This window comes from Eisenbergiella tayi, from assembly GCF_001881565.1.
Lineage (GTDB): Bacteria > Bacillota > Clostridia > Lachnospirales > Lachnospiraceae > Eisenbergiella > Eisenbergiella tayi.
Window position 1 is genome coordinate 658,429 of sequence record NZ_MPDJ01000003.1, and the last position, 21,713, is coordinate 680,141.

At 43.4% G+C, this 21,713-nt stretch carries 17 protein-coding genes; 11 read left to right on the forward strand and 6 right to left on the reverse strand.

What is annotated here, in order from left to right; all coding sequences use genetic code 11:
* Positions 1-9 precede the first annotated feature (9 nt).
* From BLA28_RS14250 to BLA28_RS14260, 3 genes are read left to right on the forward strand one after another with little or no spacing between them, the layout of a single operon-like run.
* Complete coding sequence (locus BLA28_RS14250) at positions 10-900, forward strand: carbohydrate ABC transporter permease (RefSeq protein WP_009250368.1); 891 nt, start codon at positions 10-12, stop codon at positions 898-900.
* A gap of 24 nt (positions 901-924) precedes the next feature.
* The gene (locus tag BLA28_RS14255) at positions 925-3,327 is read left to right on the forward strand and encodes a glycoside hydrolase family 3 N-terminal domain-containing protein (protein WP_069158520.1); all 2,403 of its coding nucleotides are present in this window, start codon (positions 925-927) and stop codon (positions 3,325-3,327) included.
* Between the two features lie 23 nt (positions 3,328-3,350).
* On the forward strand, positions 3,351-4,901 hold the full coding sequence (locus tag BLA28_RS14260; protein ID WP_069158519.1) for a glycoside hydrolase family 43 protein: 1,551 nt from the start codon (positions 3,351-3,353) through the stop codon (positions 4,899-4,901).
* 189 nt (positions 4,902-5,090) lie between these two features.
* On the opposite strand, the gene BLA28_RS14265 is transcribed toward BLA28_RS14260, so the two are convergent.
* Both BLA28_RS14265 and BLA28_RS14270 read right to left on the reverse strand, forming a co-directional pair.
* Complete coding sequence (locus BLA28_RS14265; RefSeq protein ID WP_069158518.1) at positions 5,091-6,200, reverse strand: hypothetical protein; 1,110 nt, start codon at positions 6,198-6,200, stop codon at positions 5,091-5,093.
* A gap of 39 nt (positions 6,201-6,239) precedes the next feature.
* A complete protein-coding gene (locus tag BLA28_RS14270; protein WP_009250363.1) occupies positions 6,240-6,683 on the reverse strand; it encodes a DUF4177 domain-containing protein in 444 nt (147 codons plus the stop codon).
* A 456-nt stretch (positions 6,684-7,139) separates the two neighbouring features.
* Here BLA28_RS14270 and BLA28_RS14275 point away from each other — a divergent pair, with 456 nt between their 5' ends.
* The 4 genes from BLA28_RS14275 (at position 7,140) to BLA28_RS14290 (ending at position 9,665) form a co-directional block, all read left to right on the forward strand.
* Positions 7,140-7,520, forward strand: coding sequence for a DUF2089 domain-containing protein (locus BLA28_RS14275; RefSeq protein WP_025484706.1), 381 nt, complete (start codon positions 7,140-7,142; stop codon positions 7,518-7,520).
* A 66-nt stretch (positions 7,521-7,586) separates the two neighbouring features.
* Complete coding sequence (locus BLA28_RS14280; protein WP_069154604.1) at positions 7,587-8,009, forward strand: SHOCT-like domain-containing protein; 423 nt, start codon at positions 7,587-7,589, stop codon at positions 8,007-8,009.
* A gap of 18 nt (positions 8,010-8,027) precedes the next feature.
* Positions 8,028-8,291 carry a hypothetical protein gene (locus BLA28_RS14285; RefSeq protein ID WP_044969267.1) on the forward strand — a complete coding sequence of 88 codons (264 nt, stop codon included), beginning with the start codon at positions 8,028-8,030 and terminating at the stop codon, positions 8,289-8,291.
* Positions 8,292-8,534: 243 nt separating this feature from the next.
* Positions 8,535-9,665, forward strand: a complete 1,131-nt coding sequence (locus BLA28_RS14290) for an aldo/keto reductase (protein ID WP_069158671.1) — start codon at positions 8,535-8,537, stop codon at positions 9,663-9,665.
* Positions 9,666-9,753: 88 nt separating this feature from the next.
* Here BLA28_RS14290 and BLA28_RS14295 read toward each other — a convergent pair whose 3' ends face one another.
* The 4 genes from BLA28_RS14295 to BLA28_RS14310 form a co-directional block, all read right to left on the reverse strand.
* Positions 9,754-11,439, reverse strand: coding sequence for an AAA family ATPase (locus BLA28_RS14295; protein ID WP_069158517.1), 1,686 nt, complete (start codon positions 11,437-11,439; stop codon positions 9,754-9,756).
* Positions 11,440-11,605: 166 nt separating this feature from the next.
* Complete coding sequence (locus BLA28_RS14300) at positions 11,606-13,195, reverse strand: extracellular solute-binding protein (RefSeq protein WP_069158516.1); 1,590 nt, start codon at positions 13,193-13,195, stop codon at positions 11,606-11,608.
* An 87-nt stretch (positions 13,196-13,282) separates the two neighbouring features.
* Positions 13,283-14,167: a carbohydrate ABC transporter permease gene (locus BLA28_RS14305; protein ID WP_069158515.1), complete on the reverse strand. Its 885-nt coding sequence runs from the start codon at positions 14,165-14,167 to the stop codon at positions 13,283-13,285.
* 11 nt (positions 14,168-14,178) lie between these two features.
* Complete coding sequence (locus BLA28_RS14310) at positions 14,179-15,138, reverse strand: ABC transporter permease (RefSeq protein WP_087758264.1); 960 nt, start codon at positions 15,136-15,138, stop codon at positions 14,179-14,181.
* Between the two features lie 312 nt (positions 15,139-15,450).
* On the opposite strand from BLA28_RS14310, the gene BLA28_RS14320 reads away from it, so the two are divergent.
* The 4 genes from BLA28_RS14320 (at position 15,451) to BLA28_RS14335 (ending at position 21,660) form a co-directional block, all read left to right on the forward strand.
* A complete protein-coding gene (locus BLA28_RS14320; protein ID WP_069158514.1) occupies positions 15,451-17,193 on the forward strand; it encodes a sensor histidine kinase in 1,743 nt (580 codons plus the stop codon).
* Positions 17,194-17,204: 11 nt separating this feature from the next.
* Positions 17,205-18,647, forward strand: a complete 1,443-nt coding sequence (locus BLA28_RS14325) for a response regulator (protein WP_069158513.1) — start codon at positions 17,205-17,207, stop codon at positions 18,645-18,647.
* A gap of 419 nt (positions 18,648-19,066) precedes the next feature.
* Entirely contained in the window at positions 19,067-20,890 is a 1,824-nt protein-coding gene (locus tag BLA28_RS14330; protein ID WP_069158512.1) for a sensor histidine kinase, read from the forward strand.
* Positions 20,887-21,660, forward strand: coding sequence for a response regulator transcription factor (locus tag BLA28_RS14335; RefSeq protein WP_044968195.1), 774 nt, complete (start codon positions 20,887-20,889; stop codon positions 21,658-21,660). The genes BLA28_RS14330 and BLA28_RS14335 overlap by 4 nt, the downstream gene beginning before the upstream one ends.
* The last annotated feature ends 53 nt before the right edge of the window (positions 21,661-21,713 follow it).

Consider the following 21,713-nt stretch of genomic DNA (forward strand, 5'->3'; position numbering starts at 1 on the left):
GTCTGTCACATGCATAAAAAAGAAATCCGGTTTCAGCTGTTGTGCCATATCATTATGGGAATTGCCGCCGTCGTTACCATACTACCGCTGATCCTTCTGTTTATTTCCTCAATAACGGCAAACAAAGATATTACGCTCTATGGCTATTCTTTTGTACCGAAGCATTTAAGCATGGAAGCCTACTCCTACATATGGAATGAAAGAATGCAGATTTTCAGGGCTTACTTTATAACTGTTTTTGTTACTGCGGTGGGAACAGGAGTGGGGCTCAGTATTTCCGTCCTGTATGCCTATGCACTTTCTAAACCCTATTTTCCCGGGAAGAAATTTTTCAGCTTTTTTATCCTGTTTACCATGCTTTTTAACGGGGGGCTGGTGCCTTCTTACATTATGTATACCAGGTACCTGCATATGAAAAATACGATCCTGGCACTGATTATTCCCGGGCTTTTAATGAACGCATTCAATGTCATCCTGATCCGCAGCTATTTTCAGAATAATGTCCCGCTGTCCCTGGTGGAAGCGGCACAGATAGACGGGGCGTCGGAATTCCAGGTGGTGCTTAAGGTGGTGCTCCCGATGAGTAAGCCCATTATCGCAACAATAGGCCTGTTTATAGGCGTAGCCTATTGGAATGACTGGCAGAATGGGTTATATTATGTAACAGATGAAAAGATATACAGTATCCAGCAGATATTGAACAACATGCTGAAAAACATCGAATATCTGTCAAAAAATGCGACTTCCGTGGCAAAATCCACATCGCTTGCAGGTACGCTGCCGGCGGCTACAGTAAGGATGGCGATTGCGGTTATCGGGCTGCTTCCCATATTGGTTATTTATCCTTTTGTCCAGAAATATTTTGTGAAGGGAATATCATTAGGGGCAGTGAAGGGATAAGCGGCGACAGGAAAGGAGAACAGAATGAGCCTTTATCAGGATAAAAATGCTTCCCCTGCAGACAGGGCGGAGGACTTACTGAAAAAAATGAGCTATGAAGAAAAAGTGGCCCAGCTCTCCGGCTATAATCCGGCAGGATGGTCGGCGGATGATTTTGAAAAAGATTATCCTCTTGGAGCAGGGCAGGTTTCCTTTTTTGCAGGGGCTGAAAAAAGGGATATTTACGAAGCGGCGGCGTTTCAGAGAGAGCTTCAGGAGAAAATTATGGAACGGAGCCCTCATCGGATCCCTGCCATTTTCCATGTGGAAACGCTGTGCGGGGTGATGCTTCCGGGTGCCACCAGCTTTCCCTCCGGCATCGGACAGGGAGCGACCTTTGATCCGGTACAGCAGAAGAAAGCGGGGAAACTGATTGGAAAGCAGGCCAGGCTGGCCGGCGCCTCACAGGCATTTGCCCCGGTGCTGGATATTTCCAGGGACGCCAGGTTCGGAAGGCAGGGGGAAACCTATGGGGAGGATCCGGCGCTTGCTTCCGCGATGGGAAGCGCTTATGTGCAGGGAATCCAGCAGGATGGGGATCTGACGGAAGGAACGGCGGCTACAGCCAAACATTTTCTCGGATATCATGACTCTCAGGGAGGAATTCACGCGGCAGCCTGCGATATACCGGAGCGGCTGCTTCGGGAGATTTATGCCAGGCCTTTTCAGGCGGCAGTTACCGAAGGAAGGATGCAGGGAATTATGCCGAGCTACAGCTCCGTTAACGGGGTTCCGGTGGCCTGCTCTGAAGAAATCCTGACTGGTCTTCTCCGGGAGGAAATGGGCTTTGAGGGCCTGGTGGTTTCCGATTATTGTGCAGTCCAGGAAATCCATGAACGCCATCATGCGGCGGAATCCTATGAAGAGGCCGGACGGAAAGCCCTGCTGGCGGGAATGCAGCAGGAACTGCCGTCGAGAAAATGTTATACACAGGAGACATTCCGTTTGAATGAGGAAGACGGACGCCTTCACGCATGTCTGGATGAGGCCGTCAGGAAAATACTGACCGCTAAATTCATGCTGGGTCTTTTTGAAAACCCTTTTGCCGCGCCGGATGAGGAAATCAGGAAGGAGTACGAGAATCCCAACAGTACGGAAATAACCCGCACATCAGCGCTGGAATCAATGGTGCTGGTAAAAAATGACGGGATCCTCCCTCTGGAACGGAAGAAACAGACAATAGCCGTAATCGGTTATCATGCGGCTGCGGTTCTTGCCATGTTCGGAGGCTATACCTACATGTCCATGACGGAATCCGCCTTAGGCGCTAAAAACACGATGGCAGGCATGGAAACCGGTGATAATGGGGAAGGTTTCCGGGAAACGTATTGCGGCACTGTCGTGGAGAAGGAACATCCCGATACGGAAAAACTGGCAAAAGAACTGGCTCCTTCGGTGAATAACCTTCTGGAGGAACTGAAGGAAAGAGTACCGGAAACCGATTTCCTGTATGCCTATGGGTATCCTTATGCCGGAACGGACTGCAGCGCCCATCAAGAAGCGCTTCGGATCGCCGAACAGGCGGATGTGGTTCTGATGACGGTAGGCGGCAAATACGGGACCGGTACTACCGCTTCTATGGGAGAGGGGATCGACGGCACCGATATCAATCTGCCGCTTTGCCAGGAAGAATTGATTCAGAAGATGGCCGGGCTTGGAAAACCGGTGGTTCTGGTACATTTCGGCGGGCGGCCCATATCCAGCGATGCAGCCGATCAATATGCGGATGCAATACTGGAAGCATGGAATCCGGGAGAAAAAGGGGCGGATGCGGTAGTGAGCGTCCTGTTCGGGGAATATAACCCGGCAGGAAGAATGCCTGTGAGCACTCCATACAATGCAGGCCAGATTCCGGTATATTATAATCATCCTTACGGCTCCGGGTACCATCAGAATACTATCAGCGCATTCCGGCAGTATATGGACTGCCCTCATGAGCCAAGATATTATTTCGGCCACGGACTGTCGTATACTACCTTCGCCTATAAGAAGATGCAGATAAGGAACCGCCGTCTGCAGCCGGATGATGAGCTGGAGCTTACGCTTGAAATAGAGAATACCGGAGAGCGGGATGGTGAAGAAGTAGTGCAGCTTTACATACGGGACTGCTATGCCAGTATGGTCAGGCCGGTTATGGAGCTTGCTGGCTTCTGCCGTACTTTTATCAGGGCAGGGGAAATAAAAAAACTCTGTTTCCGTATGAAGCTCAGTCAGTTTGCTTTCCTTGACAGCCAGATGCGGTGGAAGGTAGAGGCCGGTGAAATGGAGGTGCTGGCAGGAGCGTCGGCTGGTGATATACGGCTGAAGGAATCCGTTTTTATCGAACGTGATTCGTGGGTGGACGGCAAGACAAGAGGCTTCTATGGAAGTGTGGAAATTACGGACTGAATAACTGAGAGGAGGAACGTATAATGGAAATAAGAAATCCAATAATCGGGGCGGATATGCCGGATCCGGACCTGCTTCGTATAGGAGATACGTATTACATGGTATCAACGACCATGTTTTATGTCCCCGGGGCGCCTGTACTGAAATCTAAGGATTTATGCCACTGGGAAATCGTTTCCTATATTTTTGATGTGCTGGAGGATAACGAAATATACCGGCTGGAAAACGGCAGGAATGCTTATGGGAAAGGGCAGTGGGCCACAAGCCTGACAAGATATCAGGACCGTTTCTATGCCTGCTTTGTGAGCCATGACTGCGGGAAGACCTATATTTTTTCTTCCGACAACATAGAAAAAAGCGGCTGGGATCGTGTGGAAATCAATGAAGTATTTCATGATATGTCCTTTCTGTTCTGGGAGGATGTTCCCTATCTGGTATATGGAAACGGGGATATCCGGATCGTAGAGCTGAAAAGAGATCTGAGCGGGGTACAGGAGGGCGGCCTTCATCGTCTTTTGCTGCAGACCGCTGCAGAAGGCATGATGCTTCGGTGTGAGGGCTGCCGTGCCATAGTGAGAAACGGGTATATATATCTGTTGTTTATTGACTGGCCGAAGGGCGGAAGGCGGCGGGAGGTCTGCTATCGTTCCCAAAGCCTGGAAGGCCCCTGGGAATTCCGGGTATTGCTGGATGACGACTGCGGCCTGCCGGGCTGCGGGGTTGCCCAGGGAACGCTGATCGACAGGGAATCGGGAGAGTGGTACGGAATGCTGTTTCAGGACAGAGGAGCATCCGGCCGGATTCCGTATCTGATGCCCGTACAATGGGAAGAGGGATGGCCGATGTTCGGCGTGAAGGAAGAGGGGACGAAAGAAAGCGGAGAGGGACAGCCGGTATGGAAGGTGCCGCGGACGTTTGAACTGTCCTTCGCGGCTGTTCCTGCTGCGCCCGTGGCGGTCAGCGACAGCTTCAGCCATGAAGAAAACAGGCTGGGACTGACATGGCAGTGGAACCATAATCCCATTCCTTCCTGCTGGTCGTTTACAGAGAGGCCCGGATGGCTGCGTCTGCAGACCGGACATGTGGCATCCGGCCTGATGGACGCCAGAAACACGCTTACCCAGCGTACGACGGAACCGGGCTGTATCTGTGAAATAGAGATGGATGCCTCCGGAATGAAAGAAGGAGACTATGCAGGGCTGTGTGCTTTTCAAGGACGGTTCGGTCAAATCGGCGTATCTATGAAAAATGGCAGAAAGTATCTGTCTGCCGTACAAAAGGATGACCAGGGAAAGCTATGGGAGACGGAAACCGAACTGCATGCGGATACGGTATTCCTGCGGGTGCTTTTTGACTACAGGGACGGAAAGGATCAGGCTTCCTTCTTTTATAAAGAGAAGGAGGCGGAGTGGGTGCAGCTTGGAAATATACTGCAGATGGCATTTACTCTGGATGTATTTGTGGGATACCGGATCGGGATTTTCTGTTATGCGAGAAAAGAAGCAGGCGGATATGCGGATTTCCGTGATTTTAAGATTCATATGATGGCAGACGGCGGAAGCTGCGAAGAATGATTCCTGCGGAGGAATATTGATTGCCGGTGAGCCGGGGCAGACTGTCTTGTCAGCGATGGCAAAGCTGTTTATTTCATCGTTGACAAGGACGGCTGGCCCGGCTGTCTGATATACGGATTATACGCATATCTTTGCTGTATTCTTGTGAATGAACAGTCGAAGAACCTACTGCTTTTTTTCAACAGGTATCTACAGCTCACACTTATATTGCAAAGATCGCATATCCCCGATCTCAGCCGCATTAATATAATAGATATAATCCTCAGGAAGGGGAACTGCCTGAAAGTTAGGATTACAGCAGCCGCATCGCCAGATGGTCTTATCCTGCAGGGTATAAGTAATTCCTGAAACACATTCTGTCCCTCTTTTTTGGCAGCCCCTATCACTCACCAAGAATGTATTAAGCACACGTTCCGGACAGTTTTTTATATAATCAAGCGCCTTTTCTACATTGGATATACGAAAGTATAAAAGAAGGTTCGTATCCATGCTGGTGAGCCAGAATTTTGCATTTGTATTTCTCTTACAATCGGCCTCACTTTTATAATACCTTATTTGCGGGCCTTCATTCCAGGTCTGCCTGCTGAAAAAATAATTCCTGCTGAGCAGTTCCTTATGTATATACTGTGCGGATAATTTGTCCTGTTCCGATTTATATAGGTCGGAAACAAAATCAACCCCGTTTCCAAAAGCTGCAGTGCTCCAGTCATCTGCAAACAGCTTATAATGCAGCCGGAAGAAATCCGTCAGTCTGTTCGTACATCTGACTTTTTTTGCCATCAGATAAAGAACATCCATGAGATGCGTATTGTTTATGTATCGAACTGTAATATCCTCTGTTCCTTTTTTTATCCGCCCTGTTTCCAAACCTTCTGCTGTAAATCCGTAGTTCTCAAGGATTGTCAAATGCCTGCTGATATTTGTCACCTTGAGTTCTTTACATAATCTATTTAACTCATTGACATTTACCAGCAGTCCGCATTTGTGATCAGGTTCCCCTGAACAGCCTAAAGCATATAAAAGCTTCGCATATTTATAAGAAGCCTCCCGTGAAACCCGGGTCTCCTTCGCAAAATAATCATATTCCTGCATGTCGAAAAGAGGAAGAAGCATCCCTTCGGCATCCTGGGCCATATCGCCGTATATTCGATGCAATACTTCATACAGTTCGCTGAAGCCCCTCATTATGTCATCCGTGCTGCACAGCGTTGTGAATTCATCATGTATGAAGAATTCTTCAGGGAAGTCAACCATCTCTTTCTGCCTTAATTCTGACCATCTCTCTGCCCAATATTTCATTAATATCTCCTGTTCTGAACTGGTGAAAACGCTTAGTCTTCAGGACTCATCCGGTTTTATACATCTTTCGAAAACCATGACGGTCTGATCTATGGTGGCATTCAGATTAATTTGTATGAACATCATTGGTGTAACCGTTTTACCGACTTCATTGGTAAAAATAGTATGAAGCCTCCAGCCTTTTTCTGCGTATTCAAGAAGTGCCCGCTCAACGGCGGGGCCGTCTATTTCACCGGTGGATAAATCATTTATAATGACTGTTTTATATTCGTAAAGGGCATTCTTTTTGAGCTGTGCTTCCTTCTGCCGCTCCTTTTCTCTCTGCTTTTCTTCTCTTTCCTGTTGCAGCCGTTCATTTGCATTTCGCATATCCATTACTTCATTAGGATTCATGACTCTTTTATAGATAAAATTGTAATGGCAGTTGAAACATTCTTTGACGTCATCTCCGACAAGTTCTTCGCAGTTAGGACACTGTTTCATAGGCGTTACCTCCGTGTTTTTTTGTCCAAACTTCATGGGTATCTTAGATATTTATTGCAGCCATGTGAAGTTTGAAATGATATACCGATTTTATCATACATGGAACACATGGTGCTACAGTATTTTAACAACGCAGTTTATAAAATCATATTTTTTGCATACATGAATAAAAAATAGAATGAATTCTGATCATCACATTTGTAAACAAACCAGTTTCCGAGCTTTTTTTTGATGATTACAGGAACATAGCCTGATTTCAGAATGCCTTTGGTATCAGAATGTCATCTATTCTTAATGATTCCAGCCTGAAAAAGTAGAAAACTGAATATTCTTATTGAAATATTTTTATATTATATTAATATTTTTAATGTTTATATTAATTATTTTAATTTAAATATTGACATTATTGATTTGGAGGTTTATATTATAGACATAAAAAGGAAAGAAGGTGACAGGATGTACCAGGTTATCAGCAGCTGCCCTGTATGCGGGAAAAAACTCAAGGTAGTCAAGCTTCAGTGTGAAAACTGCGATACAGTAATTGAAAATGATTTTTGTCTCAGCAAATTTGATTATCTCAGTACGGAAGACCTCTTTTTTGCAGAGACCTTCTTAAAATGCAGGGGCAATATTAAGGAAGTGGAAAAGGAACTGAAAATTTCCTATCCGACAGTCCGTTCCAGGCTGGATGACATTATCCAGAAACTGGATGGGAATCCCAACGTGCGATCCAATGTACAATCCGCCTCTTCTTCACGCAAGAAGGAGATACTGAACGCTCTGGAAAACGGAGAAATCACTCCGGAGGAAGCGTTGGAGCAGATGAAGGAAAACTGATAATGCAGATTAAAGTCGCTGTACCAGCCGGAGGGACAATGGCAGCGCGGAAATGAGGAAAAGAATATGGAAGAAAAATTAAGAATTTTGAAAATGGTAGAAGAAGGAAAGCTTACGGCTGAACAGGCGGTTGAACTGCTCAAAGCGTTGGAGGGGACTGCGCCGGAACAGGAAACAACGGATTCTGCAGAAAGCTTTTATGAGGAGACACATGCTGTTCCCGAAAACATCCCTTACGAGAACAAGATGCTTCGCATAATTGTAGACAGCTCTGCCGGGGATAAAGTAAATATCCAGCTTCCTGTAAAGATTATACGGCAGATGCTTATGGTGACAGGAAAGCTGCCCATTAAAACGGAGGAGCTGGAAGGGATTGACCTGGAAGAACTTACATCATCCATTCTTGAATGTATTGACAATGAAACACTTGGGAACATAATTGAGGTAAGCAGTTCTGACGGTACCACGGTCAGGATTTTTATCGGATAGTGCCGGGAGGGTGAATTCATGCGCATTATTATCCGCTCAAAGGATGTGAATATGTGGCTCCCTGTTCCCCTGGTTCTGGCAGACGCAGCAGTCCGGTTCCTGCCGGATTCAATCATGGAAGAAATAAGGAATCCGATTCCGTCTCCCTATCGGGAGGTGATTACCAAAGAGCTTCTTCAGGAACTGGTAAGGGAATGCCGCAATGTTTTTAAAGAATACAAAGGACTTGAGATTGTTCATGTGGAAGCACAGGATGGTACGTTTGTATCAATACGTTTATAATTTGTATCGATATGTTTATAAATAGAAATGCTTATTGAAAGATATGGGACAGAAGGAAAAGCGGGGAGCTTTTTCGGCTGTCCCATTTATTTCATCAAACATTCTTTTTACCTATAGATATGTATACATTATAACTATTTGATAGAGGCACATAATGCATCTATAATGATAGCAGAAGGATCTGATTTCCATAAGCACAAGCTATGGAAATTTATGTACGAATGGAAAAGGAGTGAACAGCAGATGATTACCAAAACATTTCAGAATTTAAGGCTTTCCGCCCTTGGAATGGGGGCTATGAGATTACCGGTAGTTGACGGAAATGATGCACAGATTGACGAAGCCGAAGCGGCCCGGATGGTATCCTATGCCATGGAGCATGGCATCAATTATTATGATACGGCCTGGGGATACCATGACGGAAATTCGGAAACGGCCATGGGGAAAATACTGGCGGCCTATCCCCGGGACAGCTATTTCCTGGCTACAAAGTTCCCTGGCTATGATCTTTCCAATATGGATAAGGTGGAAGAGATTTTTGAAAAGCAGCTGGAAAAATGCGGTGTGGAGTATTTTGATTTCTATTTGTTCCATAACGTCTGTGAAATGAATGTGGATGCCTATTTGGATGAGAAATATGGTATTCTGGACTATCTCCTTAAGCAGAAGGAAAACGGACGTATCCGCCATCTGGGCTTTTCGGCTCATGGAAGCCGCGAGGTAATGGAGCGGTTTTTGGATAGTTATGGAAGCCATATGGAATTCTGCCAGATTCAGCTGAATTATCTGGACTGGGATTTCCAGGATGCAAAAGGGAAGGTGGAACTGTTGAACAGCCGCCATATTCCGATCTGGGTGATGGAGCCTCTGCGCGGCGGAAAGCTTGCCTCTCTGCCGGAAGAACAGGAAGAGAAGCTGAGTAAATTACGCGGGGAGAAAACCCCGGCATGGGCGTTCCGCTTTCTGCAGACGGTACCGGGTGTCACCGTCGTACTTTCCGGTATGTCTGATTTTGAACAGATGAAGGAGAATATCTCTACCTTTGAAGAGGATAAACCTTTAGATGAAAAGGAGTGGGAAGCTTTGCTGGGCATTGCCGGAGAGATGGTAAAAAAGATTGCCCTGCCCTGTACAGGCTGTCATTACTGTGTAAGCCATTGCCCAAAGCAGCTGAATATTCCGGCTTTGCTGGAGCTGTACAATGAACATAGCTTTACCGGGGGCGGTTTCATTGCGCCCATGGCACTGATGGCTGTGCCGGAAGACAAGCATCCGGATGCCTGTATTGGGTGCAGAAGCTGTGAAGCGGTATGTCCGCAGCAGATTAAAATATCCGAAGCTATGGCGGATTTTGCGTCCCGTCTGAAGGGATAATACATCCGAAACGCCTTCCTCATAATTGAGGAAGGCGTTTCGGATGTAAACATATTATTATGACAATCGGAGGTTTATTCTCTTAAAGTCATATCCTCTTAACCATACACTCTTTTCTGTAAAAACTGATTCCATAGGAATCAATCATAGAATAACCTTCTTCCTCAAGAGATGCCTGGTAATGGTTATTTTTTATCTGTTCCAAAGCCTTATCGCAAAAACGTTCCAAGTTCGTATACCGATCCGCAGCCTTTAATTCAAAAACGATTGCCCTTCCTCGGACACTGGGTGTTTTCAAAATAATATCAGGCCTTCCTGTTCCGGATTCCCGGTTGGAAATTACTCTGTATTTCCGCATGTTTTTCAGCAGTCCGGCCAGAAAGCCATGATAATAATTTTCGGCATAATCATAAAAACTGATGGTTTCCTGCAGGTATTCGGAGATAATTTCTTCCATTGTATGCGTATTCCCTGTTTCAATGGCATTATAAAGGCTGCTTAAGTCCTTTCCGTTCAGCATTTCATCAAACCAGGAAAGAATAGTATTTTTATAAATATAGCGTACCTCCAGGTTGGGAATGGCAAGTTCCATATATTGTATATCACCTTCCAGCCTGCGTCCAATCTGTTTCAGATAGCCTGTGAAAAATAAAAAGTTCCACAAATTATCCTCGGAATTGAAAATATCCGCATAGGTTATATCTTCATGAACCGGTTTTTCTATGGAATGTCCCTCGATTAAGGATTCCAATTCTCCTTTTACAGAGATATCGGCATGTTCTACCAGGCTTTTTACGATGCTGTTAGAGGAGGTATTGGCCCAAAACGGACTGGGAATCGCATTTTCATTGGAAACCAGACGGTCCATGTAATTTACCATACTCCAGGGGTTATATACTTCCGAATTGCCAAAAAAATAACCGTCATACCATTGTTTTACGATATCCGTACAGTTTTCCCGGTTATAGAATTGAAGCATCGCTTTTACTTCTTCCTGAAGAAAACCAAAATACTCACCATAGCTTTCATTTAAGATAGAGATAATGTTCAGGTTGTTTAAGCCGGTAAATATAGACTCTTTTGTTATTCGAAGGCAGCCGGTTATAACGGCAAATTCTAAATGGGGATTAGTCTTTAACGCGGATTCAAATAAGGAGCGGATAAAAGAAGACATTTCTTCATAAAAGCCGGAAAAATAGGCATTCTCCAGGGGAACATCATATTCGTCAATAAGGATAATGACCTTTTGATCAAGCAATTCATTCAGAATGCGGGATAAAAAGGCAATCGCATCCAGATATTGACTGTCATCTGCGGTTTCATTCATCATTATAATATAACGATGGCGGTCATCTTCCTGCCAGTTTCCTTTCTCTAACAGGTACCGATGCCTGCGGAATTCATCTGCAATCTGCCTTTTCAGCATTAAAAAAGCTCTTTCAAAATCCGGCTGTTTTGCTGATTTTAAAGAGAGATGAATGACACAATAATTTCCCATATGACTCAGATATTTGCTGCCGCACTTGGCAATAGCAAGATCCTGAAACAGGGATTTGTTAATCTCATTTTCTGCCTGGCTTTCCTGTTTTTCAAAGAAATACCGCAGCATACTTAGATTCAGAGTCTTGCCAAATCTTCTGGGACGTGTAAAAAGGTTTACTTTTCCTCGTTTGTCAATGAGTTCCTTTATAAAAAGAGTTTTATCTACATAATAATATCCCTGAGTAATCAGTTCTTTAAAGCTTTCCACGCCAATAGGTAATGGTTTATACATCTACAATACCCGCCTTTCACCGCTTATTGTAGATATTATAACAAATTCGAGGACAGATAGCGATATTATTTTATCCTTTTACACCCTCGATATAAACTCGTATGTAAATCAGAAACAGGCAAACAGAAATATTTTCTGTCTGCCCGTTCTTTATTTATCCGTCGTTTTATTTAGTTCCTGCGACGAGTTCGTCATACTGAGCCTTCAATTCCGGATAAGTCGTATTTCCATAATCCTCAAGGGTGCCCATTCCAATCTGTTCAGCCTGTTGGACCATAGCGTTAAAGGCTTCTTCACAGGCTTCTTCGGATTCTGCCATGAAAATATTTGTGTTCTGGTTCTTTACCATTTCGTCCAGCTTTGCATTAATATTTGCTTCGTCGGAATCGGTTGCGAAGCGGATCATGCCTATTACGGGATTCCTGTTCACATGTTCTGTAAGATTTTTTCTGTCCTGCGCAGTCTGAGATTCCGAATTGGCTTCCGCAATACTGGTAACTATGGCATTATGTACCAGCCAGCCCCAGTATTTTAAACCTCTGGGCTGTAGTACGGAATTATCTCCCTGAAAATCGTAAGTAAAGGTAGGATAGCCATCGGCATCCACAGTATAATCCTCTCCATCAATTCCCCACATCAGCAGCTTCATGCCTTCCTCTCCATAAGCGTAGGCAAGCAGTTTATAAGCAGTTTCCACATCTTTGCAGGAGCGTGTGATATACAGGCCGCGTCCGCCGCAGTTAGTATCATAAGCTGTGCAGGAATCACTCAATTCGTTTGTAACGAGAGAGAAGCGGAAATCATCACCGTTTGCGGTAATTGCGGCATTATAGTTATCGGCATGGTTGTCATATCCGAAATTGGCGAATACATTGCCGCCCACACAGATTTCCTTGGTTTCGTCTTCTGATTGATAGGCGAAATTTTCAGCGGTCAGATATCCCTTGCGATACCATTCATTGACCTTTTTATAGTAATCAAGCAGTCCGTCCTGACGGAGCCACCATTTCAGGGTACCGTCCGCAGTTTCGTAATAACCATTTCCTTTCAGGCCAAGCTGCTGCATCAGCCAGTTGAATTTATGCGCACAGTTAAAGGAGCATACCGTCATGTCTGGGTAGGCTTCTGCTACTTTGGCAAAAGTGTCATCCAAATCATTCAGGGTTTTGAATTCAAGGCCCAGTTCCTCAGCAATATCACTGCGATACATAAAGCCGGGGCCTTCAGACAGTATCTTATCATATTTATCATAATCATATTCCGGGGAGAAACCGCAGCCGATGGTATAATAATGGTCATCTGCGGCCTTGTTTACAAACTGGAATATCGGGTCGACATTGAATACAATTTCAGGATAGGTTTCATGAAGTTCATCCAGGGGATAGCATACCTGGGAATCTGCAAGATACTGATATCTGTAAGAACATATGATGTCAGGCATATCACCGGAAGCCACCATAAGAGAAAGCTGGTTATCGTCTGCAGCCCTGGTTATCTCAATGTTAACGCCCAGCCGTTTTTCGAATTCTTCCGGTATTGCGCCCTCCCATTTTTCATAGGGCCACCATGTTTCATCCACAAACATGGTCAGTGTGGGAACCTGCCCGTTTTCTTCCCGGGCACTTTCTGTTCCCTGTGAATCCGCGATTCCCGTTTCGGAAGAGCCTCCCTGCGTCTGCCGGGTGCTTCCGCATGCTGCTGCTGTTACTGCCATTACCATTGATAACAGAACTGCCGTTGCTTTTTTCCATTTCATAATTGATTCCTCCTAATACATTATATTGTATAGTTACAGGCCGGGCAAGCCGGTAAAGCTTCCTGGCCGGACTGCCATTTATATCCTTTATTCTTTTACAGCTCCTATCATCATACCCTGTACAAAATATTTCTGCAGGAAGGGATATACACACATAATGGGTATCATGGACACAGCCATCGCCGTCGCCTGCACCGTAAAGGAAGTGGCAGTATTAGCCTGGGATATCTGCCCGGCGGCTTCTGCATTTGCGGAGGTGGCAAGAGTCTGGTTAATGGTGGTCATCATCTTATAGGACAATGTCTGCAGGTTAATGTCTCTCACGTAATAGGCGGAATCCAGCCAGCTGTTCCATTGTCCCACGGCGGCAAACAGGGAGAGTGTGGCCAGGAAGGGTTTGGATACGGGGAGCACCACCTTTAAGAGAACCTGAATTTCTCTGGCGCCGTCTATTTTTGCCGCTTCAATCATGGATTCAGGGATGGAACTGAAAAAGTTGATACCTGTCATTACGAAAAAGGCATTTACCATTCCCGGGATGACATACACCCAAAAGGTGTTCAGAAGTCCCAGCCCACGGAGAAGAACATAATAGGGAATCAAACCTCCGGAAAAATACATGGTGAACACTACCAGGAATCGGTAAGCTTTTTTAAACATCAGATTGTTTCTTGATAAAGCATAACTGAACATACTTGTGAAGCCGGTACACAGAATAGTTCCGGTCAGGGTTCTGGCTATAGAAATGAAAAAAGCATGCCGCCAGTCGGAGTCGCCAATAAACAGCTCATAATTGGACAGAGTAAATTTCCTCGGCCAGAAATAAATTCCGCCTTTCATCAAATCCAGTCCATCATTGAAGGAACACAGAATCGTATAGTAAAAAGGATATAAGGTAACAATTCCTGTCAGTGCCAGGAGGATATATACGATGATATCTACCGCTTTATCTTCATTCATTTTTGTTTTCATAACTATCCTCCTTAGAACAGGCCTTCGCCGGATACTTTTTTTGCAACCTGGTTACTGATTATTACTAAAACTATGGATATCACTGACTGGACTAAATCAACAGCGGTGGCATAGGAAAAACGGCCCTGGGCCATGCCCATTTTAAACGCATAGGTCTGGATGATTTCAGAAGTGGCGTTATTCACTGTATTTCCCATAAGGAAGGACTGCTCGAAGTTGGAACCCACCATGCCCCCGCCCAGGAAGCTTCCGATGGAAAGGATAAGGACGGTAACAATAGAACCTTTAATGCCCGGTAAAGTAATATGCCAGATACGTTTCAGCCTTCCTGCGCCGTCTATACTGGCCGCTTCATACAGAGTGCTGTCTATACCTGATATGGCTGCCAGAAAAATAATTGCCCACCAGCCGGAGCTTTTCCATATGGAAAGCACGACGGTGGTTCCCCAAAAATAACCGGGATCCGTCAGAAAGGGAATTCCCTGTGATACGACTCCCAATTTAACCAGCAGCTGGTTTATGACACCGCTGTTTTGAGAAAGGAGAGCGCTGCTGATTCCATATACAAGAACCCAGGATACAAAGTTTGGCAGATAGCTTGCTGTCTGGATCAGCCGTTTAAAGGGCTTGTTATGACATTCTGATATCAGGATGGCAAGAAATATGGGAATGGGAAATGCAAATACCATTTTTAAGGTGCTGATGGCAATTGTATTTCGGAGAAGCTCCCCGAACCGGTAATCGGTAAAAAATTCTTTGAAGTATTTTAAGCCTACCCAATCACTGCTGAATATTCCCTGGATTCCTGAGGTGATTTTATAAGACTTAAATGCCAGCACTATGCCGAACATAGGAATCACGGAAAAAAGCAGCAGATACATGACACCGGCCAGGGCGAAGATCTGGATTTCAATTTGCCGTCCGAATTTTTTGATTCCTTTTTTCATACGAACCGCTTTTTTCATAGACATTAATTATCCCCCTTTATTAATTTTTCTCTTCAAAACGTATTGTAGCATCGGCATATAGACAGAGGATACGGTACATTTTTTATATGAAATGTGTACCCGGCAGTATTTTATACGTAGCACTACACATTTTTTAGTTTTAATGATTTATTTTTGTAAGTATCCGGTCAGGTATCCTTCATTTGGAAATAGAAATCCAAAAAAAGTATACAAATCCAAAGAATTTGCACATCGTAATTTAGATGTCTATATTGTGTTTTCCGGTTGTTTCAGGGATAATAAGAAGAAAAGAACCGCCTATACAGAGGAAAAGATATGTTTTCAAAGGTAACTAAGCTGCAGACACGTTTTTTTATATGTTACATACTGGCGATATTTATTCCCATTATGTTTTTGAGCAGTATGATATATTACTACCATAATGATCAGCGTACTAAAGAATATCTGAATGAAAAAAAGAATTCCCTTATTACAGAACAAAATTATCTTATGAATCAACTGGATGATGCGCAAATTCATTTTAATCAGTTGAAATCAAACTATGAACTGCAGAAGCTTCTGAGAGGCTTTTATTCTAAGGAACAGGAAATCGTTTATGCATATAACAGTCAAATCTATTCTCTTCTAAGCAATATCTTCCTGTATGATACAAATATTTCAGGCATAACTATCTATGCTGAAAATCGTAAAGCGGCAGAAATACTCCGTTTTTTCGAAACTGTGGATTCCATTCCCCTCGGATCGGATTCTTATTCCGGACTGATAGATGGTTTCTGGTCTGTCGATACTGATGGGGAAGCCACAGGATTTTCCTTTTACAAAGGATTTACCAACCCGCCGATGACTGTGTTTCCCGGTATTGCAAGACTGAATTATAACAGCAATATTTTTGATTCCTATGCACAGGAAAACCCGGACACTGCAGTTTATGTCTATCTGAATGGAAAACTGATGTATGAATATAATGTTTCAGCAGAAACGACACTGTGCATGGAGGATTATGAAAAGCAGCTTATATGCGGTATGCGGAAGGAAACGGTGATGATTATACCGGATGCACAAAAACGGTGTATTCTCAGTAGTTTCACTCTGAATGACGGAGTTTTTCAAGTTGTTAAAATAACGCCGGAGCCGGGAAATATATTTTCCTACAGACCGTTCCTGCTAAGTTTTCTTGTTTCTATCTTCATATTAATATGTGCAAGTATTATCATGTTCCTCCTTATTTTCAGGCCCTTTAAAAACATTGTACGGCTTTCCGAGCATATGAACAGGCAGAATACGCATACACTTACTCCTTATACAGGAATGCTTTCAAAGGACGAAACGGGAGATCTGATTTTATCCTTCAATCAAATGACGGAACGAATTAACGAGTTGTCATCCAGCCTTCTGAATAATGAGATGCAGCTGAAAAATGCACAGATAGAGGCGCTGCAGGCCCAGCTTAATCCTCATTTTTTTTATGGGACACTGGAAAGTATACGGATGATTGCAGAAGCCAGCCATCAGGAGCTGATTTCAGAAATAACCTTTGCATTCGGAAAGCTGATGCGTTATTCCCTTTCCAGAGAATATCTGGTTCCGGTCTCAATAGAGATAGATATGACACAGCAATATGTATCCATTCAGGAAAAAAGGCTTGTCAGCCGCTTCGATGTGGAATGGGAACTCTGTGAATTGGATGAAAAATGGAGATGCCCTAAATTTGTCCTGTTCAGTATGGTTGAAAATGTTTTTTCACACAATGTGAGCAAATGCAGAAACTTTATACAGATTAGTGTAAGTGTGACAAAAGAAGGGGAAGATTTGATTTTTACAGTTTCCAATACCGGTCCGGGGGTTTCACAGGGACGTCTTGAGGAACTTCATTATCTGTTAGAGCACCCAAGAGAACGTGATACTATGAAAAGTGAGAACAATGGGCGCAGTATTTTTAATATCAGTGACAGGCTGAAATTGTTTTATGGGGAAGGATATCATTTTACGATAGAAAGTGAGGAAAATGTGCTCACTACATGCAGTGTGCGTATTCACAAGCATTTCATTGATTTCTGAGGGAGGAAAATATGGGGCTGAAAGTATTGCTGGTAGATGATGAATATATCGTGTTGAAGGGGCTCGAAATCATGCTGGGGGAACAGAAGGAGATTGCGCTTGAAATAATGACAGCCATGGATGCAGTGGACGCGATGGAAAAGCTGGCCGACGGGTGTCCGGATGTGATTATTGCAGATATCAATATGCCGGAGATAGACGGGCTGACCATGCTGGAACAAATCAGCGGAGCTCATCCTCAATGCAGATTAATTATTGTCAGCGGATATGAGGATCAGGAGTATTTGAAGAGAGCGCTGAAGCTGCATGTAGCGGATTATTTGACGAAACCGGTTGATAAAGCTTATTTGATTCGCCGTTTGAAAGAGATTGGTGAAGAAAAACAGGCGCAGATTAAGAATATGCTTTTGAAAATAAGGCTGATGCTGTTTTCGGGCGGACAGTTTCAGGAGCAGGATTTAACCAAGGATGAGATCAAGAGACTGTTTCCTAATCCTTGGTTTGCCCTTTGTGCTGCGGGGATTCCTGCTTTTGAAGCGGAGAAGCTGCAGCCCGGGATTGCCGCTTATTTTGATAATTGCTATGTGTTTTCCCATAATAACTGGAGTGTTTTCCTGTTGAATTATTCTGTGCGAATCGGAGTTAAAGAACTGCGCACTTTGCTGCAGAGAACATTTGTCGGAATGGCCTGCGGGATTTCTCTTTTTTCGGAGGAAGAAGGGATACAGAATATTTTCCTGCCATATCAGAGAGCGCTGTGTGATCTTGTCTTATCTTTTCTTCCGGCAGAAGCGGCTGTCAGAGAACGGATCGCCGTCAGGATTTCAGAGCATACGCTGCAGCCGGCTATACGTGTTCTTATGTTTGAGTATAGTATTACTGATTATATTAATGAAGTCTGTGATCCCGATTGGGATATCATATTAATTTTCCTTCTGGTTTTTACGGAGGCGCTGGCGGCTAATATTTTGATTGCCGGGATCAGTCTGTCTCCGGAAACAATACGGCAGCTTTATCAGCAGCAGGCAGAAACGGTACATGATAAAAGGACACTTTGTGCTTTTATGGAAAAATCGCTGAACTTCTGGTATGATTCCTTCACGCCTGCCGAGCAGGAACAATATTCGTCTAAAATTGCCATGGCCTGTGAATATATGGAAATGCATTATGAACAGGATATTGCGCTGGAACAGGTGGCTGAGTATATTTCGATCAATCCCAGCTATCTTAGCTATATATTCAAAAAGGAAACCGGAAGCACCTTTCTGCAGTATCTGACAAATATCAGGCTGCAGAAGGCCTGCAGGCTGATGACAGATAATCCGGAATTGTCTTTGGATGACGTGGCGGCAAAAACAGGGTATCATTCAACCTCTTATTTTCATAAAATATTCCGAAACAGGTTTGGGATGAGTCCCAGGCAGTGGCTGCAGAGGGAACACAGGCATACTTAATGAAAGCAAAGAGAACTATTGACAAAACAATAGTTGACGCAGAAATAAACAATAAACCGAATGAAAGCTCGTAAAGGCTATGACAGGTAATACCGAAATATATGCGCATAGATACATTCCCGCTGTCAATTTGGCGGTTTTTTGGACTTGACCCTTATCACATCTAATAATTTCAGCCTCTATTATATTTCTCGATCCCGAAAAAGCAATTAAGGTTACCGTTCAGGCCCACAATGGGCTTGACAAAATAAAAATCCATGGTTTAATGGTAAGGAATTACTGTTTTGCGGTGAAACTCCTCTTATTTGCCCAACTGAGAGAAAACGGTGACAGCTTAATTATGAATGAAAAAACAACTGTATTCTGGTATTATATATAGTATTAATACTAATTTATTAAATACAAGTCCGGAGGATGCTATGATTAAGAAAATAAAAAGAAAATATACCGATCAGACGCTGCACCAAAAAGTAAGGCTTTCCATTTTGCTTTTTTCACTGCTGCCTTTGCTCTGTCTGGCATGTATTTCTCTTCCGCTCATTTATAAAAATCAGGTTGGCAAAATCCAGGAGGAAGTATATGAAGAACTTCAGAACAGGGCTGACGATATGAACTATGAAATGAATACAATAGAACTGATGGCCAAGACGGTATGGTCTGATACAACCTTTATTACGGAGGTGGGAAAGGCCGCTATTGACGGCAGTCTGGGAGAATATAACCGTTATATTTTTCAGGAACAGACTTTGTCGGCTCTTAGGGTAATTACCAGTATTAGCCAGGTACAAAGTGCGAGAATTCATTTGGATTATCCGGGTGTCCGGGAATATTCTTCTTATTTATATAGTATGGACAGAGCGAAGGACAGTCTCTGGTATGAGGACAGAAATTCCCTTACATATAATGGTGCATGGTACATGAATGTAACGGATAAGCAGTCTTATGGAACCTATTCGGATTATTTTACAGAGAAAAATATGGCTTCTTTTGTTATCCCGATAAGAATCAGCAGTGAACTGACCGGCATTTTTGAGATTATGCTGCCAATGAAGGCTATTGTGCCGGAACTATATAGTGGACTGCAGAATCAGGATATATTTTTGATTGATTCAAAAAACAGGATTTTAGGGATAGAGGCAGAAGGAAATTTTGGAGGTATTACCAGGGAAAATCTGGAGGCAATGATGGGAGTTGCTTCACTGGATGATTATGATGCACAGGGAATACAAATTTATCATGGTGTATGGAAGCATTCTCCTGTGATTCTGTCGGTAAGCAGAAATGAAAGAAAGGGTGTTTATCTGATGGAGATTACCTCCGTGAAGAAACAGTATCAGACTATGGCTGTGCAGATTATAGGAATTCTGTTGATAGAAGTTCTGATGACGGTTCTTTTGCTTAAAGCTATTAATCGTATTGTAAAACGTTTGCTGCATGATTTTGATATCTTTTCCGAATGTATGAGGAAAGTGGAAAATGGAAATCTGGATGTGGAAATTCCCAGACTGGAGCAGGTGGAAATAAATGCGGTTGCAATGGAATATAACAGGATGCTTGGTAAAGTAAAGCAGTTGATGGAAATCAATATCCATAGGGAAGTAATGGTAAAAGAGGCACAGCTCAGAAGTCTGGAGAAACAAATCAACTCCCATTTTCTCTATAACGTATTGGATTCAATTAAGATGATGGCGGAGGTAAAAGGGATTTACAACGTATCCGATGCACTTTTGGCACTGGCAAGAATGTTCCGCTATAATCTGCGGATTGACAGCCACAGCGTTACATTGCAGGAAGAAATTTCTTATCTGGAAAGCTATTTGAAGCTGTGTAATATAAGATATGATTATTATATTAATCTCAGTGAAAATGTGGAAGATCCTGCAAGAAATCTTAAGGTTCCCAAAGTGCTCCTTCAGCCTATAGCAGAAAATTCTATTTCCTATGGACTGGATGAACTGGCGGAGGATACAACAATCTATTTGAAAGCTTATATAAAGGATGATTGTGCTTTTATAGAAATGACTGATATGGGGAAAGGAATGGATGAGGAAAAGTTGGAGAAGGTCCGGGAAGTGATTCGCAGCGGAGGCGGAGGAAATAACTCAACGAACGGAATCGGGCTGCATAATATTCATGAAAGAATCCGGCTAATGTATGGAGAAGACTATGGTGTTGAAATTTTTTCCAGAGAAAACTGTTATACAAAAGTAGTGATGACAATACATGCGGAGGAGATAGTATGAGAAGGATTTTACTGGTGGAAGATGAAAAAATGATCCGATATGGAATTTATGTAATGATTGAGAACAGCGGAGTTCCCTACAGTGAAATAACGGAATGCCGTAATGGAAAGGATGCAGTCGAATATTTGAAAAATACCAGATATGATCTTGTCCTGACAGATATAAAAATGCCGATAATGGGAGGATTGGAACTTTCGAGGTGGATATGTGACAATCTGGATGCGGAAGAACGTCCTCTCATAGTTGCAATCAGCGGTTATGCAGAATTTGAATATGTGAAAGGTATGATGAAATTTCAGTCTATGGATTATCTATTAAAGCCGGTTGACAGGGAGGAACTTGGAAAGATTCTTTGGAATGCAGAAGAAATTCTCAGGAAAAGGGGTGTGGAAAGTCCTGATATGGGAAATTCCGGTGATACGGAGGTTACCGGTGTAAGCAGATATAAAATGCAGAGGGCGGTTGACTATATCAGGCAGAACTATGGAAAACCGATAGATATGGCTGAGGTATCCAATTATGTTTCTATGAATTATTCCATGTTTTCAACTACTTTTAAAGAATTTACAGGAGAAAATTTCAGTTCTTACCTGAGAAAGCTGCGTATTGAAAAAAGTAAAAAATTTCTCTTAAACACGGATATGAGCATTTTGGAAATCTCTCAGAAGGTCGGTTTTGAGGATGCAAGACGTTTTGCGAAGGTATTCAAAGAAGAAACGGGACTGACACCTACTGCCAGCAGAGATAAGATGATGGCAGAGAAAAAATAACACATAAAACAAAATCTGACCCATTTTTCGCCAGGCCTTTTTCCAATATAATA